This window comes from Bradyrhizobium sp. USDA 10063 (genome assembly GCF_054063735.1).
Genome location: NZ_JBSSGP010000002.1, coordinates 8,162,716 through 8,179,344 on the forward strand (window position 1 = coordinate 8,162,716; position 16,629 = coordinate 8,179,344).

At 59.5% G+C, this 16,629-nt stretch carries 10 protein-coding genes and 1 pseudogene; 4 read left to right on the forward strand and 7 right to left on the reverse strand.

Going from position 1 to position 16,629, the window contains the following annotated elements; all coding sequences use genetic code 11:
- Positions 1–244 precede the first annotated feature (244 nt).
- The 6 genes from ACVJGD_RS40330 to ACVJGD_RS40355 form a co-directional block, all read right to left on the reverse strand.
- Entirely contained in the window at positions 245–1,753 is a 1,509-nt protein-coding gene (locus ACVJGD_RS40330; protein WP_456639341.1) for a tetratricopeptide repeat protein, read from the reverse strand.
- A 272-nt stretch (positions 1,754–2,025) separates the two neighbouring features.
- On the reverse strand, positions 2,026–2,646 hold the full coding sequence (locus tag ACVJGD_RS40335) for a DUF3540 domain-containing protein (RefSeq protein WP_456639342.1): 621 nt from the start codon (positions 2,644–2,646) through the stop codon (positions 2,026–2,028).
- Between the two features lie 56 nt (positions 2,647–2,702).
- Entirely contained in the window at positions 2,703–3,722 is a 1,020-nt protein-coding gene (locus ACVJGD_RS40340; protein WP_456639343.1) for a hypothetical protein, read from the reverse strand.
- Between the two features lie 31 nt (positions 3,723–3,753).
- A complete protein-coding gene (locus tag ACVJGD_RS40345; protein ID WP_456639344.1) occupies positions 3,754–4,161 on the reverse strand; it encodes a DUF4150 domain-containing protein in 408 nt (135 codons plus the stop codon).
- 3 nt (positions 4,162–4,164) lie between these two features.
- Positions 4,165–5,241, reverse strand: coding sequence for a pentapeptide repeat-containing protein (locus ACVJGD_RS40350; RefSeq protein ID WP_456639345.1), 1,077 nt, complete (start codon positions 5,239–5,241; stop codon positions 4,165–4,167).
- Complete coding sequence (locus tag ACVJGD_RS40355; RefSeq protein ID WP_456639346.1) at positions 5,231–8,308, reverse strand: DUF2169 domain-containing protein; 3,078 nt, start codon at positions 8,306–8,308, stop codon at positions 5,231–5,233. The genes ACVJGD_RS40350 and ACVJGD_RS40355 overlap by 11 nt, the downstream gene beginning before the upstream one ends.
- Before the next feature lie 793 nt (positions 8,309–9,101).
- Between ACVJGD_RS40355 and ACVJGD_RS40360 the strand changes: the two are divergent.
- Positions 9,102–10,463 (forward strand): annotated as a pseudogene (locus ACVJGD_RS40360) (trehalose-6-phosphate synthase); the annotation flags it as partial.
- 838 nt (positions 10,464–11,301) lie between these two features.
- On the opposite strand, the gene ACVJGD_RS40365 reads toward ACVJGD_RS40360, so the two are convergent.
- Positions 11,302–11,430, reverse strand: a complete 129-nt coding sequence (locus ACVJGD_RS40365; RefSeq protein ID WP_456639347.1) for a hypothetical protein — start codon at positions 11,428–11,430, stop codon at positions 11,302–11,304.
- Between the two features lie 1,471 nt (positions 11,431–12,901).
- Between ACVJGD_RS40365 and ACVJGD_RS40370 the strand changes: the two genes are divergently transcribed.
- The 3 genes from ACVJGD_RS40370 to ACVJGD_RS40380 all read left to right on the forward strand — a co-directional run bounded on the left by ACVJGD_RS40370 (position 12,902) and on the right by ACVJGD_RS40380 (position 16,162).
- Positions 12,902–13,711 (forward strand): FAD-binding protein, encoded by an 810-nt coding sequence (locus ACVJGD_RS40370; protein ID WP_456640538.1) that lies wholly within the window; start codon positions 12,902–12,904, stop codon positions 13,709–13,711.
- 292 nt (positions 13,712–14,003) lie between these two features.
- Positions 14,004–14,768, forward strand: coding sequence for an autoinducer binding domain-containing protein (locus ACVJGD_RS40375; protein ID WP_456639348.1), 765 nt, complete (start codon positions 14,004–14,006; stop codon positions 14,766–14,768).
- A gap of 386 nt (positions 14,769–15,154) precedes the next feature.
- Positions 15,155–16,162, forward strand: coding sequence for a cytochrome-c peroxidase (locus tag ACVJGD_RS40380; RefSeq protein WP_456640539.1), 1,008 nt, complete (start codon positions 15,155–15,157; stop codon positions 16,160–16,162).
- Positions 16,163–16,629 lie beyond the last annotated feature (467 nt).

The window sequence follows — 16,629 nt, forward strand, 5'->3', positions numbered from 1 at the left end:
TCTCATCCATCAACCTCGACGCCGCTGAACAACGCGTTTGGGCTGGGACCTCGGCCGCCAGAGGGGTAACTGGTCCACAGCTCGGCCCGTGGCTTCGAAGGGCGAATAAGACGCTCGCGGAGGGAAATTAGGGACGTAAGATCCTTCAACTCAAACCCAGAGAGTCTACATCATCGGACGTACCGAGCCGCCGCCACGCTTGGCAAACTGGAGCCTTCCAGATGTTATCGTAGGAGCGCGCCGCTCAATCGATCGTTGGTGCGCGTAGCAGTGCCTCGAGCCGGCGCCGACCTTCATTGATTGCTCCAGCCCAGTCACCGAGCCGTTCCTGCACGACGACTTCGAATGATGGGTACCACAATGGCTTTCCCCCTGCCTGGGCCCAATACCAAGGATAGCCGCGCGGCACGAAGACCACGCCGGGAACGCCGAGCGCCCCGGCGATATGGATGGCGAAGCTGTCCGGCCCAACCACCGCATCGAGATTGGCGATCGCTGCGATCAATTCCGCTGGGCACCCGATATGCGCACCAGCATCGATCGGACGGCTCCATCGCTTCATGTCATGCCGTTGCGCGTCGGCCATCAAACTGATCGGCGTAACGGAGTGAGGAACCACAGCGGCGATCTGCTCCATCGATAGGCCGAGAGCGCCGCCCTCCCATACGATGCCGACTAAGGGCCTTGCGAACGCGGCTAGAGCATCCCGCCATTTGGCAAGGAGCTCCGGCTCGGGTCGCAGGTAGGGGATGCCGTCGGCAATGTTTCGCGCGTCGGTCGCCAGTATCCGCAATAACGATTGCAGCGGCGTTGCGGAGAGCTTTGACCTCGGCTCGTCCGGAATGATCCGCTCAGCCAGGCTGGTAAGAAGAGCTTGGTAGTGTGGTTCCGCGACGACTCGCACAACTTGCTGGCTCGCCAGCTGACGCAGGAGACGAACGAGTGCCACGAATTCGAGCGCGCCGGTCGTCGCGGGCACGACTACCCGTGTCACGAGCGCCAGAGCGGCAGCCTCGGGCGTCGGGAAGCGACCGAGCGTCAGTTCAAGTGTCGACTTCAGAGACTTGGCCGTCTCGTCGTCAGGTCGCGTATCCGCGACGTGGCCGGCAAGTGTCAGGGCTTCATCAAACCGGCCGACAAGCTGCAGGACGCACGCCAGGGCAAGAGCGGCGGAAGGGTCAGATCTGCGCGCGCGTACGAATCGCGTGAACTCCGCAATGCCCCGATCCGCCTCGCCCTTGGCAATCATGACGCGGGCTAAGTGTTCGCGCGCGCCGAGATGGGCCGGCGCATAGGCGAGCAACCTCTTGCAGCTGGCCTCCGCTTGCGGCCACAGTCCGCTCGCCGCACGGCAATAGGCCAGATGCAAGAGCCCGGCTGTATCGAGCGGGGCACGCAGATGCGCGCGTTCTGCAAGGTTGAGCGCCTCGTCGAAGCGGCTGCGCTCGAGCATGAGCACGGATAAATTGCGCAGCGTATCGGGCTCGTCCGGGGCAAGCTCCAACGCGCGAAGCAGGACGACCTCCGCTGACGAACGGTCGCCTAAGGCGAGATCAATCGAACCGAGTTGAAGAAAGGCGCGCGCATTGCATGGCTCGTGTTGTACAGCTGCCTCCGTAATCGCGCGGGCTTCCGTAACGTCACCGCGGCTCAGCAGGGCATGAGCGAGCGTAAGCTTGATCTCGCAGTTGCGTGGGGCGAGGGCGGCCGCGCGTTGGAGGCAGATAACCGCCTCATCAAGGCGGTGCAGCAATTGGTGGGCGACACCCAAATTAGTGATGAGGCCGGCGTGCTCGGGATAGACGGTCGCCGCTTCCGCCAGTATCTCGAACGCAAACTCGGTCCGCCGCCGCGCGAGCGCGAGTGTGGCCTTTGCATTGAGTGTATCGGGATCGTTCGTTGCGACGCTGACCTCGTCCAGGAGCGCCTCCGCCTCGTCGAGACGGCCTGCGGCAATGAACTCCTGCGCTGTTCTCAGGCGATCTTGCCGGGTCGGGGCCTGAGTGGCAGTCGTTGGCATGCTCGCTATGCGACCGTCACGCGTTTGCCGTCGAGGCGGAGATCCTCCGTCACGGCGATGACCTTGCTGTGGGCCGTTTCGGAGGCAATCCCGGTGACCTTGGTCGCCTGGATTTCGGTCTGCAGTAAGTCGATACGGTCGATGACGGCGATACGTTCGATCGCTTTTATCGTAAGCGAATCTGCGCTTACTTCCTGGATCCGCGCTGAGCTGCGGAAACGGTCCGCGATCAAACTGTAGAGCTTGCCGATCCAGGTAGCCTTGTCCGCGACCACGGCGAATAGCTTGGCCTGCAGATCGACACTCTCGGCGCGCAAGGACAGGCGCTGGCGCACGGCGATGGCGATGGTCTCGCCCTCGATGGACATGTTGCCACGTCCGGGTAAGGCGATCACGCCCCGATTAGAGCCCGCCCGCTCGAGCACGGTCAGGACGAAGGCTTGCCTCGCATCGCAGAACAGCAGCACGAGGTCCCGTGGAATCGGTCGAACCAGGCAGCCGACAGCCAGCGCCGCCGCATGACGAGCGCCACCGACTTCGACCTCTACCGTCGCGCTATCGTTGTCGACCGACACGATACGGGCGATGTGATGTCCAGGGCCAAGTAAGCGCTCGGTTGTCGCCAAGAGATCGGCCCTTGTGGCACGGACAGTCATTGTCATTGTTGCACTCCTGCAGCAGCCTACATGTACATCACCTGCGTCCATGTTTTGACCGCACGCTCGCCCACTTCGGTCAAAAGTTCGTAGTTTCTGTCCACGACCTCCCGCTGATCGCTGCTCGTTCGGCCGCTTGTAACCTCCGAGTCTGTTACCACCACCTTTTTCCTGCAGCGCGTTCCATCGAGATCGACCCACTTTACGTCGTCCCCGTAAATCCTCTTGAAGTAGTTTCTGGCATACTTGGCGTCAGTTCCATTGACGACCAGCGTGTTAGATCCCTGGATTTTACTGATAAGATTGCGCGTCACCATCCTGAACTCGTTACCGACTGTTAGGCAATTCGCAAAACCGAAGCTGATTACGCTGCGGCCGCCAACGCTGATTGAAAAATCGCGGCTAAGCTTGGCGCAGACCGCCCCGCCAATGAACAGCGACACGGTTGCTCCCACCATGCAGGAGAGCTTGGCGCCGCAGAAAAACTCCATTGCATCTCCTGCCGTACGCTTTTCCGAGTGGCCATGGGTGACCTCGGACAACGAGCCGTGGGCGGTCTGGTTGATGGAGCCCGAGGCGGTCAGGCTGATATTGGCAAGCGTGCCGTTGGCACCGGCGTTGACCGACACGCCGTTCTCCGCGGAGACCTCATGGGTGCCCTTCGAGACGGTATATTTCGCGTCACCATTATTGACCTCAGTGGTGTGGCCGAGACCGATTTTCGTCAGCGCTGCGCCTTTGATGTTCGCCTGAAAGTCCTTGTTGGTGTAGACAAGTACGCCAGCGCTATCGGTTTTGCGCGTGCGGGTCTGGCTGGTCGTGACCTCTTCCAGTTTTTGACCGGGCGTGCTGAACACGCCGGCCGTGGAATGCGCGTCGGATATGCCCGTGATACTCTTGGCCGAGCTTTGGCTGCTACTTGTCTCGAGGCCGGTTACAAGCGTCGACTCATCACTCGAATAAGCGCCGAGGCGCAAATAACTTGAATCGGACAGGGCAGAGCCCATTGTGTCCGGAACCGAAACGCGTGTGTAGGCATTCGGCATAGTGAACTCCTCAATCGTATGACCTCCGGCCTTAGCGCTGCGCCATCAACCGGATTTGAGACGGCGATGTCGAAACTCCGAACGCGTTCGGGCTGGTGCCGTTCTGCTTGGTCGGCATTCCCATCTTGGTTGCCGGTGGCCCTCCGATGAATAAATTGGCCGATCCGGTTTTGGCGCGCCCCGGACCCATGACCGTGCCGGACATGACGCCGAGGCTGACACCAGCGTTGTCGCCGGTCGACATCGATCGTTCCGTCGTCATGTTGTGCGCTGGCATACTCATGATAAGGAAACGAGACTGCGTCGGATTGGCCATGGTGCTCATGTTGACGTTTGGATAGGGATTTGGCGTCACGGCAGGACCGGCCGGCGTGTTGCACACGTCGGGGAAGGCGTGATCCTCCGCCACCATCGGGCCATTGGAATTGACATAAGACATAGTTTAGCACCCTCCGTTGAAAGGAATGACACGGGTTGTGTCGTAGAGCTCCGCGACAGCGCGTTCAGGCACAGTTTGCAGGACGCTGCCGTGCTTGGCCACGAACAGGCTGCCTTCGGTCGACGCGCAATGAAAGTCAGTGCGTAGAAAGCGCGCGCCGGAGAAGTCGCTGCCATCGACGTTGGCATGGTGCATCAGCGCGTAGGACATGTCGGCGCCGGCAAACGAGACGGCGTTGGCCGACGCGCGCGTAAACACGGCCATCCCCAATTTTGCGCCCGTGAGATCGCAGCCGTCGAGGCGCGCGTCCAGAAAGATGCATTGCTTCAAATCGGTGCTGCGCAGGCTGGCCGCTCGCAGGTCGGCCCTCGCAAACAATGTATTCACGACAGTGGCGCGCGAGAGGTCGGCACCTAAGAGGCTGGCGCCTGCCAAGATCGAGCCGGAGAGGTCGACTCCGGACAAGTTGGCGCGGTTCAGCTTAGCACCGCTCAAGTTCGCTCGCGCTAGCGTCAGGCCCCTGAGGTCCCGTTCCGACAGATCGCATTCGGAGAGCAGGATGGTGTCGCATCGCATTCCCGCTAACTGCGCGCTACGCAAATCGGCCTCCGTGATGGCGGCGTTCATCAGCGTGGCGCCACTGAGCACAAGATTGGTGATCTCGCAGTCCATGATGGCGCTTTGTGACAAGGTCGCGCCGCGCAGAATGCAGTAGGCCAAGACGCAGCGCATCGCTGTCGTTTGGGTGAACCGCGTCTCGCTTAGGTCGCTACGGCCGAGATCCGATTCCATGAAGGTCGACCGGGCGAAGGTCGCCCCTCGGCAGTCGGAGCAGCCAGCGCGGCACCTGACGAATATGCATTTTTCAAAGGACGCGCCGGCAAAGCACGCGGCGCTAAAGTCGCAGTCCTGAAACATCATGCCAGTCAGAGCGGCCCCTGTGAAGTCGCTGTGGCGGAAGGAGGAGCTCAGCACCACGCCGTGGTTGAGGGCCAGTCCAGACAGTGTCTCGCCATCGAGGTTTGCGTCGCGTACCGGGAAGCGGTGGGCGATCGACTGTAACAGGAGATCAATTGACATGGCGTGGGACCATCAGGATAGTGCGATTGATATTGGCGTTGCTGAAATCTGCGGCGACCAATGCCGATTCCATCAGGTCGGCACCGTAGAGATTTGCATGACGCAGACTGGCGCCGGCGAGGTTGGTCTGGTTGAGATGCGCCTCGAGCAGGTTGGCCGCATAGAAGTCGGCGCCGCGCAGATCGTTGCCGGTGAAGACCGCACCTTTCAGCGAGGTCATTCGGAAGTTCGCACGCGACAGAGCCGACTTGCCGAAATAGATACCGTTGAGCTGCGCCATGCTGAAGTCGCCGCCGCTGATGTCGGCGCCCTGAAAGGAGAGCGTGTGACCGCTGCTGCGATCGAAGCGGGCATCACGCAGGTCGATGTCGCCGATGAAGCCGACTTGGTCGAACTGCGAAGTGCTGAGATCGAGTTGCGGCGCTGCCACCTTGAGGAAGCAGGTTTGCTCGAGGCGCGCGCCGGCAAAGACCGCACCGGACAGCGATAAGTCCATGAATTGCGCGCGCTGGAGAACGGCACCCTGCCATACGCTGTTATCGAGGGCGACTTGAATGAAACAGCATTGACGCAGCCGCGCAGAGCGGAACGTAGCCCCGATCATCGGCACATGCAAAAATTGCAGGTCGGCGAGATGCGCTCGATCGAAGGACGCGCCCGCCATGCGGGCGCCGAGAACATTGGTACGCACAAGGCGGCCGTCTAAGAAACGCGTGCCGCGACAGTCGCTCTCACCAAGGTTGGCTTGAGTGAGGTCGGTCGCGCTTAAATCAGCGTTGACGAGCGCCGCGCCGGCAAGCGTGGCCCTCATCAGTTTTGCGCCGGCGAGGTTGCTCCCGTTTAGCTTCGTGCGTTCGAGAAAGGCGCCCGAGAAATCCGCTTTCGCGAATTGTCGGCCGGAGAGGTCGGCGCCGGCCAAATCACGACCGGCAAGCACACCGCCGCGGCGGTACTCCTCCTCCACAAGGTCGCCCAGCGCACGCGCCACAGCCGGCGTCAGCACCGTTTCAGGCTTGAGCGGCTTGGGTGAGGCAAGCCTCGCCGCGGCCATGCCTGCCGTCAGCTGACCTTCTGCTTTATCGATCTCGGTCCGCAGGGCGGCCAATGCTTGCTTATTTTCCTTTGTGGCCGCGGTCATCGCTGCGTCGGGCGTAACGGCGATGGGCGACTCGTTGGTCGCGGCCAATGCCTCGAAGGGCGCTCGGCCGTTGGTGGCTAGTCCAGGCAGGGCTTTTCTGAGCGCCGCTTCAGCATCGGCGAGGGCGGTGCGCAGATTTTGCACGGCTTCAGGAGGCGTGCCGGGGCGCTCGATCTGCGCCACTATGTCGTCAATCGTCAGGTGCGACGGCGCGTCGGGCTCGACGCTTTGCGCTTCCTCCGGCAGCAGAAGCGCTGGAATATCGGGCAGCGAAAAGGCGTCTTCCGACAAGGCCTGGCGTATCGGCTCGAGCGGTCGTCCAGCCGACAAGCCAAAGAAGCGAGCATGCGCAAGTTCGAATTGTTCTTGCTCGTCGACCAGCATCGTTGCCGCGCCAAGGATCTCGCCACGCCAGTTCTTCGCCCGCGCAAGCTTTGCTTCGACATCGTTCATGACGTCTGGATCAGCCTCCGGTGGCAGGGCCGGCAAAGGCAGAAGTTGCTCAAAACTTGCGTCAATCGACCGCGCGGCCTCCGTATCGCCGATCGCGGCAAACAAGGCATCGATATCGGCCGACGCGGCATTTCCGCTGGCAATCTTTTCATAGGCCGAGCGCGCGGGTTCATTTTGAGCGGCGATCGCCTCGATGTTGGACTGGGCCTTGGCTTGGACCGTCTCCAAAGCATCGAGAATCTCGGCTAAATCGATTTCTCCGCTCTCGAGTTCTTCCGGCAACAGTTCTGGAATGCTCGACGGCTCGATGGGTGGAATTTCGATCGCTGGGTGCAGCGAAGGCGGAAGGTCGATGCGTGCGAGTTCCTGATCGAGCGCCCAGCGCACGGAGGCCAGCTGGCGCGCTGCGCGCTCTTCGGCCAATTCGCGCCGCCGCGCCGCCCGTCGCGCGCGCTCAGCCGTCGAAAGCTCGGGTACAAGTTGGTGTTCTGAAAAGGCATAGCGTGAGGCGGTCCTCGGGTCGAGCCGTAGCCGCCGAACGTTCAGATAATGATCCAGCGGCCGCGCTGGTTCGCTCTGCCGCTCGTAGGCGACCATGACGTCGGCAACGTCGCTGCCGTCCAGTGTCGTCAAGCCGATCGTGGCACGATAGATCATGACGCCGCGGCTGGCACCGGCGAACAGCCATAGCGTATCAATCTGCGTCTGCAGTTCGGTTACGCAACGCGCTGCATCGCTCCAGCCGATGAAGCAGCGCACGCGAAAGGCCGGCAGGCGACCTTCAATCAGCGGATGCGCCGAGGAGAAGTTCTGCAGCGCGTACGGTTCTCCGCCGGAGAGAAAGCCGGGCATGCGCTGATCCGGCGGTGCGAACAGGAAGAGCCGCGGATCGGCATCCGTCGCCAATGCTGGTGCGGCCGATTTCAGCCATGCGGCGTCGTAGGTGCCGGCGTATTGCAAGCGCTCCCTATCATCGAGCGCCATTGGTCCAAAGGCCGCGGGCGAAGCGATTGTTTCGATGAACTCAATCGCGTGCTCGGGGTTTTCCACGTTGGGCAGCGCCACCAGTTCGCCGGCCATGCTGCGGCGAAGAGCTTCGTGACCGGTGCCGCTGGGGTTCGCGGCATAGGCAGGCCCGCCGAACGCGCGTTGCCGCGTGAGTGGCATGTGCCGGAACGGTTGCGTGGCAGTCGGCCGCCAGCCGGAGGTGGTCATCTGCCAATAACGGTTGCCAGTCACCAGGAGGTGCTTCTGGATCGGTCCGAGCGTGTAGCCGAGCACCATGCGCTGGGTTGGCCGTCCTTGAGGTGCCGCCGCATGTCCGCCGATGAGCACTTCCGCTTGCGGCTTGGGCATGCCGATGTCGAGGGGGCTGCCAGGTGGAAGCTCTTTGGCGGCCGTCAACCAAAGTCTTTGCTCGCCTTCCAGACGGTCCGCGCCCGGGTTGGCGAGATCGAACATCGCGAGAACGGACACGATGAGGCTTGCCCCGGGAGGACGGCGCTCGCATTTGGTCAACAGACCCAGCGTGCGTGGCTTTACGACAACAGGCATGAGACCCGTGAGGAATGTTTCACATCGTAACCGTATTTCGTGAGCGTGACAGAGTTGCAGTCCGCCCGTGCGGACGCGTCTCTGTGTCACATACCAAACTAGGCAGGTAAGAAATTCGGTCGGCGACAGGGGGCACCCATGGCCGATCCGAACTTCAAGTTTCTGGTCGTCGAGAACAACGAGCTACGCGCGCAGCGGCTTCAGCGGCTCGGATTCGCCCGATCGACGACGGCGTACGGGACGCTGGCGGGCGATGGCCGAAAGGTACAGGCGCTTCCATACGCGAAACCCGTGCTTCGCTGTACTTTCGAAAGGGGGACTCGAAAAAATGCGAGGCTGTTTGTGTATTGGTGTCTGAACGACCACATATGCCTTGAGGATGTGTGTGCCGCACCGTCATTCAAACCGACAGGCCGACGAAGCGCGCATGAAATCATTGATCTGGGTCGGGCGTCAGGTCGCGGATCGCCGCCGGTAGATCAAACCGTCACGTAGGCCACGCGATGCGGCGAGAGGCCTCACTCCGTCTCCGCAATTCCGCACCGCGCAGCCGGCATGCCGAAATGTCTTTGCATCCAATGTTCCGTTTCCAGCAGGAAAGCTGAATTCCAATGCGCGCGTCTGATTCTGGTTTGATTTGGCTGAAAACGATAGTCGAACCATGTTGATGAATGCCAGGTAACGGGCGGAACAAATAGGAGAGGAGGGATGACCCGTGAGCCTCGTCGTCGTTTCGAACCGCGTTGCGCGCGGCAGAGCAAATGAACCCATGACCGGTGGCCTTGCTGCGGCCCTACTTCCCGTGGTGGAACAATCTGGAGCAATCTGGGTGGGGTCCTCGGGCCAACTGAGCTATGGCGCTCAGCCGGAACCGGCTATCGAGCCGCTCGGCAGAGGCAAGCTTGTGACGTTGGATCTGCCTGCCAAGCATTATAGTGGCTATTATAATGGCTTTGCCAATTCCGCACTATGGCCGGCCTTGCATTCGCGCACCGACCTGATCGACGTCTCGGATTTAGATTATCTAAGCTACTGCGAGATCAATGCGGTCATGGCACGCGCGCTGCTCCAGTTCAAAGAGCAGACCGCGTTCTGGGGGCATGACTATCATTTCCTCGCGCTCGGCGCCGAGCTGCGCAAGGTCGGCATTAACCAGCCGATTGGCTTCTTCCTGCATACGCCATGGCCGGTGCCCGCAATGATGCAGTGTGTACCATATCATGGCCAACTGATTGCGGCGATGCTGGCTTATGACTTGATTGGCTTCCAGACGGATGAGGACCGGCGGAATTTCCTGGCTTGTGTCGGCCCCCCTCTCGGCCGGATCACCGAGGACGGAATTGTGAACTCGCGCCACGGCCGAACGCGATGCCGAGTGTTTCCGATTGGTATCGATGCGAACAAATTCGCGCAATATAGTGCAAAGTCGATCTCGCATCCCGTTGTGGCATCGCTGCGACGCAGCCTCAATGGCGGGAAGCTTGCGATCGGCGTCGACCGGATCGATTACTCCAAGGGTCTCGACAACCGCGTCGACGCCTTCGATCACCTGTGGAAAGAGCAGCCGCGCAGCATCTCGCTGTTGCAGGTTGCGAACCCGTCGCGGAGCGGGATCAATGTCTATCGCAATCTGCAGAACTTCGTCGCCCGTCTCGTTCGCGACGTTAACCGCCGCCATGGTGCGGTCGACTGGACGCCGATCCGCTATCTCAATGCGAGCTTCAGTCAATCCGTGCTTGCGGGTCTTTACCGCACTGCGAAAGTCGGCGTGGTGACGCCGTTGCGTGATGGCATGAATCTCGTGGCGAAAGAGTATGTCGCCGCGCAAGACCCGGGCGATCCCGGGGTGCTGGTCTTGTCGAAATTTGCCGGCGCGGCCAAAGAGCTCGACGGGGCGCTGCTCGTGGATCCGCACGACATCGAGGATATGGCGCGCGTGATTTCGAGGGCGGTCTCGATGCAGCCGGATGAGCGTAGCTCGCGCTGGGAAGCCATGATGCAGAAACTTCGAGGCTATACCATCCAACAATGGTTCTCGGACTTCGTTGCGGAGCTCGAAGAAAGCCGGGCTGAGAAAGTCGTGGGGGAGTTCCTTCCGAGGGGTGTGGGAGCGCCCAGCGGTTCAAAACGGCGGAAGGTCGAGGACGACTCAGCGGGGACTTCGAGCCACTTGGCCCTGCCGCGGCAGTTGTCATATCCGGCAGTCGACGTACAGGCCAGGGTGCCAGATAACGATTTCGGACATATCGTAGGCTTGGGCTTTAGCCACGGTCTCCAAACGGCCCCTGACGTCCTGCTCGGCGCACTGAACAGAAGCGGTCTTTTCCCGAGGCCGTTCCAGCCGCCGACAAATTTCTACATCCAGGGTCATCCTTATTCGGCGCAGGCGCAGTTGGGAGTAGGGGTAAGTCGGGTTACCCCAAACAATCCGCTGGGCGTTCAGGTCATTCTCATCCCTCGACTTAAAGGCGGCTGAACAACGCGCTTGGACTGCAAGCCGACCCAGAACGGGTAAGCGGATTTAGAACCATGCCACCATCTGGTAAATTATGAACTCTCTCCGTCGTGCTTGGACGGGCCCCTTCGCGAAACGGCGGTCCGAGATGATCTGGCTGAAGCACTGAGTTAGCGCGCAGACATCTTCGGTTAGCTTCTTTCAGGAAAGATTGTGTAGCCTGATGAGAGATTTCGAATTGTCTTATCGCGAGCGAGTATCCAAGCTAACGTTTCAACTCGTGTTGCAATGAACTGACTGGGAAGATCGCGGCGGGGTCCAAAGCTGTCTTGAGAGGCCTACCAAATGAACCGAACCATCGTGAGATCGAAGGCACTCCAAAATACTGGACAATTGGGGCAGCAAAGACGTTGGTAGCCCACATGCTCGACCTTTGACAAGGACCCGCGTCTGATAGTTGTCAATGACTAGTGAAAAGCCGCAGGCGAATGCCCTTATCGTTCGCAACTTCATCGCGGAAGCTCGTTGCTACATAGTCGCGCATGTTCACTCCAATGATGACAACCTGATTGACGTCGTCGATGCGCATCCGAGCCCCGTCACGACTGATCACCACCTTCAGGCCATATTTTAATGCTGCCGGAACTCCGCACCCCAACCCAATTTTGCGGTGCTGCGCTGTTCCGATCCGCCGAGCGTTCAGGTCGAAATGGGGTTCATGTCGAAAGTGACCGATGAGACTCTTCTGAGCCGGATCATCATCGTGTCCAGGTCGTGACCGCCTTTGCACGGCAATGAAATCTGCATGGACCTTTTCATCGCGCCGGAGAGAGCTGGTCTGAACTGTGAGGCGCGGATCGGGGTGACTCGACTGCCAATATCTTCGCGACGCTTACGTAACTCGTGCTGGGAAGCGAGCTGCTACTGACTCGGATAAGGATGGTCGGCCTTCGCTGAATGACTGAAAGAGCCTTGATGGAAGCGTCGCCTTCAGCTCTCCATCGGCGGGATGCTGTTTGCCTCCAGTCAGCGTCCGGGATTTTGGGGAGCGGCTGCCCTTGTCAGTTACCGTCTTAGCGCAATGCCGTGTTCCTAAACAGCGTGTCGGATCCGAGACATGATGCGCTGCTTTCGGACAAAAGCAAGGGCGATAAGCCAAGCTGATTTGCGAGCTCTCAAAGACCGCTCAGCGTTCACCGCCCTGCGCTTTCACCCCCTCTACTGCTACTAGCGCTGCGTGATAATTTTGACTGAACAAGAGGCGGTTAAAACGCGAGCGCTACCAGTTGCTCATCATGCGGACCTTGCGAGGGGCCGTCAAAACAGTGGTTTTTGGGCGCGGCTTTGCCGTTGATGGACACGTACTATCAGGGTGAACGCAGTGCGCGAGTCTGCCGTAATGAGAGGTCGCTCTGGCTTTCTGTACCTTAATGAAAAAGGGCGCTGGCCGAACAGCCCTTAGTGCCACGAAGTCGCAGGAGTGCTTTGCGTCAATCAGATTGGCTGGCGACCGTCGCTGTTGTTGGGCAAGCCCAACAGAAAAGCTATGAAGTACCTGACCGACGGCAATATGTCGCAATAGCTTCGATTGCCTAACGCGACGCAACCGATCGCCTACTTTCTCAAGCGTTTGCCCCCACGCCTGATTTCGCGAGCGTCGCAACTGGTACGAGACTTGCTGTTCTCATCCCAGGTTCTCGGAACTTGTGGAGTACCGCATGCACAGTATCGCTTGCATGAAGCACGTTTCCGACTCTGCGCAGAGCTGCGTGCGCCTCGTGGCGGGCAGCTCCATGCGCCAAGGGGAGGCGGATCTTTATCAACGCCTACGATCTTTTCGCCCTGCTCGCAGTGCCGGAGCTAAGCGACAAGTTCGCCGGCGAGCTTACCATCCTCACAGTGAGCCTCCAGATGCCGCTAAGTCCTTACCTAAGGCACTAACCTTCAGCGCCGACCGCGTCGAGCGATCATTCATCGCGTCCTCGCCGGCGTCGGCGCACTGGCGGTCAGCCATACGACCGCAATCCGCAAGACCGGAAAAGAATTTGGCCAGCCAGATCATGTCTTCACTGGCAAGTAGACGATCGCAGGCGACACCGCCAAGGTGGCGCCCGGCAGTTCCAAGCAGCTCGGCCTACTGCTGCTCACCTGCGTCGCCAAGATCGGGGCCACGAACCTCGCCGCCCCCACGATCGAGACGAAGCAGCGCACAATTGGTCGCGGACCGCGGATCCGCAAAATCCAATCTCGCCTGTGTCAATGTCGTGGTCGCCGACGTTCTTGGGCTCCGATCACCGGACAATCGTCAAACGGTAGGCCAGCTCGCCGCTGTCCTTCGCGCTGAGTATGTCTGCTCAGATCCGCTGGCGCGAAAGGGCTTGGTCACCCCCGCCCGGCAGATCGGTCACACCGGCAAGTCCATCCGGCCAAACCTCGATGTCGCCGCAGGCAATTCCGATGCGATCCAGCGGCAGGTCGGCGTCAAGAGCGGACACCTGATCGTCGCCATCAAGATCGAGAAGAACTCGTCGATCCTAGACTTCGCCCATATTGATATTGGCGGTGACGCGATCCCGCCGCTGCAGCACCGATGGCCGCATTTCGTGCGCGGCTGCGCGCGATCGGATTGCGAACTGAACGAGATTTTCACGCTCAAGATAAGGTCCGATGACCATCCTGGTCGGAGCCGCGACGGCCCGCAATGCAGCCGCGCAAGCTACGGCCAACCACTCATGAAGGCGCTGCGGCCCGAGCGCGGCGAATATTCGCCCGCGCCTGGTACGACCCGCACGATCGAGAAAATCAAGCGGCGGCTTCCGAAACACATCATGCGTAAACAAGAAACTGAGATGTTGCGCTCCTCGTGGTGACTGAGTACGGAGACGAAAACATGAGCTCGATCCCTCCCTGTGGCTCGAGAAGGAGCTGTTCGACAACAGCGATCTCGTCGATGTCGGTCTCCATATCAGGGTGTGTGCGCACACCGCCGTCACCGCATGAGAATTCAGGAATGGCGCGCGACGCAGTGCGCGAGAGTGCAGGCTGCATGAAGAGCGGAGCCAAAAGGCTTAGATGAGCGGAATGGAACTGGGGTCTGCTTAAAGCAGGCTCAATCAAACGGCGCAATATCGGCGTTTTGTGCCGGCCTCGTGAGGCGCCAAAATGGACATTTTCAACTTCATCGAATGCGCAAAGAACACGAGATCTACGAAAGCGCTCTTCGATCTTCTTGTGAGCTGTGCGAGCGAGGAGGGCTTCAGTGAAGTCGCTTACGGAGCACTCACGTTCGCGGAGCCTCCGCGTCTACCGGAGTATCTACCGCCCGCAGTGACCGTGAACTTCCCGCCTGACTGGTGTCACCGCTATTTTGAACGCAACTATCATGTCATCGACCCGGTCGTCCGGCGGACACCAATGCTTTCCGGCCCGTTCGTGTGGGACGAGCTCGCCAAGCAATATCAACTGCAATCCGGCGAGCAGCGCGTGCTAGACGAGGCCAGAGAGGCAGGTCTCAAGCACGGCGTGAGCGTACCATTATTTGGGCCATTGGGCAGAGTATCTGTAGTGTCGTTTGCATCCCAGTTCGAGGATGCCGATCCTCAGTATCGTATGAGCCATCTCAATACACTAGCCTGGCAATTTCACATCGCGTTTGGGGAGATCACACGTCCCTCGGATAGCAGCTGCAACAGAAAAGTGACCCTGTCTGAGCGCGAAAAAGATTGCCTGCGCTGGGTGGCAGAGGGCAAATCGTCTTGGGAAATTGGGAAGATACTGAAGGTCAGCGAGAATACAGTCAATTTTCATCTTAAGAACGTGACGCGAAAGCTGGGTACGACGAACCGGACCCAGGCCATCGTCAAGGCAATTCGCCTCAATCTCATTGAATTCTCGGCAGCGTCTCTGCCCAAGCCGATGCTCACGTAGCCGAGCGTGTGGGGCCGCTCGCAGGCTTTTCTATGGCATGGTGATCCAATGTCTTTGAATTGCAGCTGCGGCAGTCGCCACGAAGCGGCCGCCACCAGTTCGTGCCCCTGTCGGGTTTCGGACAGCGCAGGTTTCTGTCGGGTTCAAAACGGCTAAAGCTATCCGCTGCGTCGCAATCGAGGGCGAGATCAGCAGCTTAGATCTTGCGAGCGCACTGGCACGACGGTTGCTATGAGGATGCAGCAGCACTGGGGCAAGCGTGAGTGCACCGAAACGGGTAAGATAAACGATGCCATCCTGTTCTGGAGCCGATGAGAGCTATTGTGGATAAAACAACGATATGGGCGCTTCACCTTTTACGCAACTTATCAGTTGCCGCCGTTGCGATGCTGGGCTCATCACAAGCTAGCGCCGATGATGATTTGATGAGAGCTGCGAGGCAGATTTTCAACCCGATCCCCTCGATCGTACCTGCAGTGAAGGACAACCCAGTCACCCACCAGAAGGTCGAACTCGGCAAGATGCTGTTCTTCGATCCGCGGCTGTCGGCCAGCGAGATCATCAGCTGCAATAGCTGCCATAATCTTGGTACGGGCGGAGTCGATGCCGGTCCGACCTCGGTCGGTCACGGCTGGCAGCAGGGTCCGCGTCGGGCACCAACCGTTTATAACGCGGTGTTCAATGTGGCGCAGTTCTGGGATGGCCGCGCTGCAGACCTCAAGGCGCAAGCCAAGGGACCCGTGCAAGCGACTGTCGAAATGAACGCGACCCCAGATCATGTGCTCAACACCTTGAACTCGATGAATGACTATGTGGTCATGTTCAAGAAGGCGTTTCCGAACGAGGCGTCGCCGGTCACCTTTGACAACGTCGCGAAGGCGATCGAGGCTTTTGAAGCGACTCTAATTACGCCAACTGCTCCGTTTGATCAGTACCTTGAAGGCGATACGACTGCTCTCAATGATCAGCAGAAGGCAGGATTGAAGCTATTCATGGAAAGGGGATGCTCCTCTTGTCACAACGGAATCAACGTCGGTGGACAGGATTATTTCCTGTTCGGTGTAATCGAAAGGCCGGACACAAGCGTGCTTCCGACCGCTGACAAGGGCAGATACGCGATAACCAAAGCGGCGAGCGACGAATACGTTTTTCGCGCCGCGCCGTTGCGAAACGTCGCGTTGCGCGCCCCATACTTCCATTCAGGCCAAGTTTGGAGCCTTAAGCAAGCGGTTAGCGTGATGGGTGAAATCCAGCTCGGCCTCAAACTGAGCAATAGGGACAAGAACGATATTGTTGCGTTTCTGAATTCGCTGACTGGGCGGCTGCCCAAGATTGAATATCCGATATTACCCTCCCGCACCGACGCAACGCCACCGCCCTCTTTAGGCAGATAGTGTGATTCCTCACCGTAGCGGCATGATGCCTTCTTTGAAGGCAAAGAAGGACGGCGCAGGCATTCGGGTGTCTGCGATCCACGAAGTCGCAAACGCGGAGCACGATGGGAGGGACATGAAATCAGCTGTCCGAAGAAATCGTTATCGGCCAACACCAACTCCGGAAGGCCATAAGGATTGGCGCATATAACCCGGGACGTTAACGCAGGTAAACAATGGATCGGGTTTGACCTCAATCGTTAACAGGCACGAACGGGTTTCTCCGGCTTGTCTCCGCGTGTTGAGCCAAGGGCGGATTGTGAATGACAATTTGACCAAGCATTCTTCATACCCGGCGGCCCGCAAAACCGCAAATGCCGAGCAGAAGCAGTACCATACTCTTACTAATCTGGTCGTCTGAGCGGACTTGAAACCCGATCCGGCGCTTCCGAACGTGTGCAAGCTGAACATTGAGGAACGCGGAATGG

Coding starts and splice junctions, on each gene's coding strand:
- ACVJGD_RS40370 (WP_456640538.1), top strand. CDS start 12,902: ATGTCTTCACTGGCAAGTAGACGATCGCAGGCGACACCGCCAAGGTGG.
- ACVJGD_RS40345 (WP_456639344.1), bottom strand. CDS start 4,161: ATGTCTTATGTCAATTCCAATGGCCCGATGGTGGCGGAGGATCACGCC.
- ACVJGD_RS40375 (WP_456639348.1), top strand. CDS start 14,004: ATGGACATTTTCAACTTCATCGAATGCGCAAAGAACACGAGATCTACG.
- ACVJGD_RS40380 (WP_456640539.1), top strand. CDS start 15,155: ATGCTGGGCTCATCACAAGCTAGCGCCGATGATGATTTGATGAGAGCT.
- ACVJGD_RS40365 (WP_456639347.1), bottom strand. CDS start 11,430: ATGCGCATCGACGACGTCAATCAGGTTGTCATCATTGGAGTGAACATG.
- ACVJGD_RS40350 (WP_456639345.1), bottom strand. CDS start 5,241: ATGTCAATTGATCTCCTGTTACAGTCGATCGCCCACCGCTTCCCGGTA.
- ACVJGD_RS40340 (WP_456639343.1), bottom strand. CDS start 3,722: ATGCCGAATGCCTACACACGCGTTTCGGTTCCGGACACAATGGGCTCT.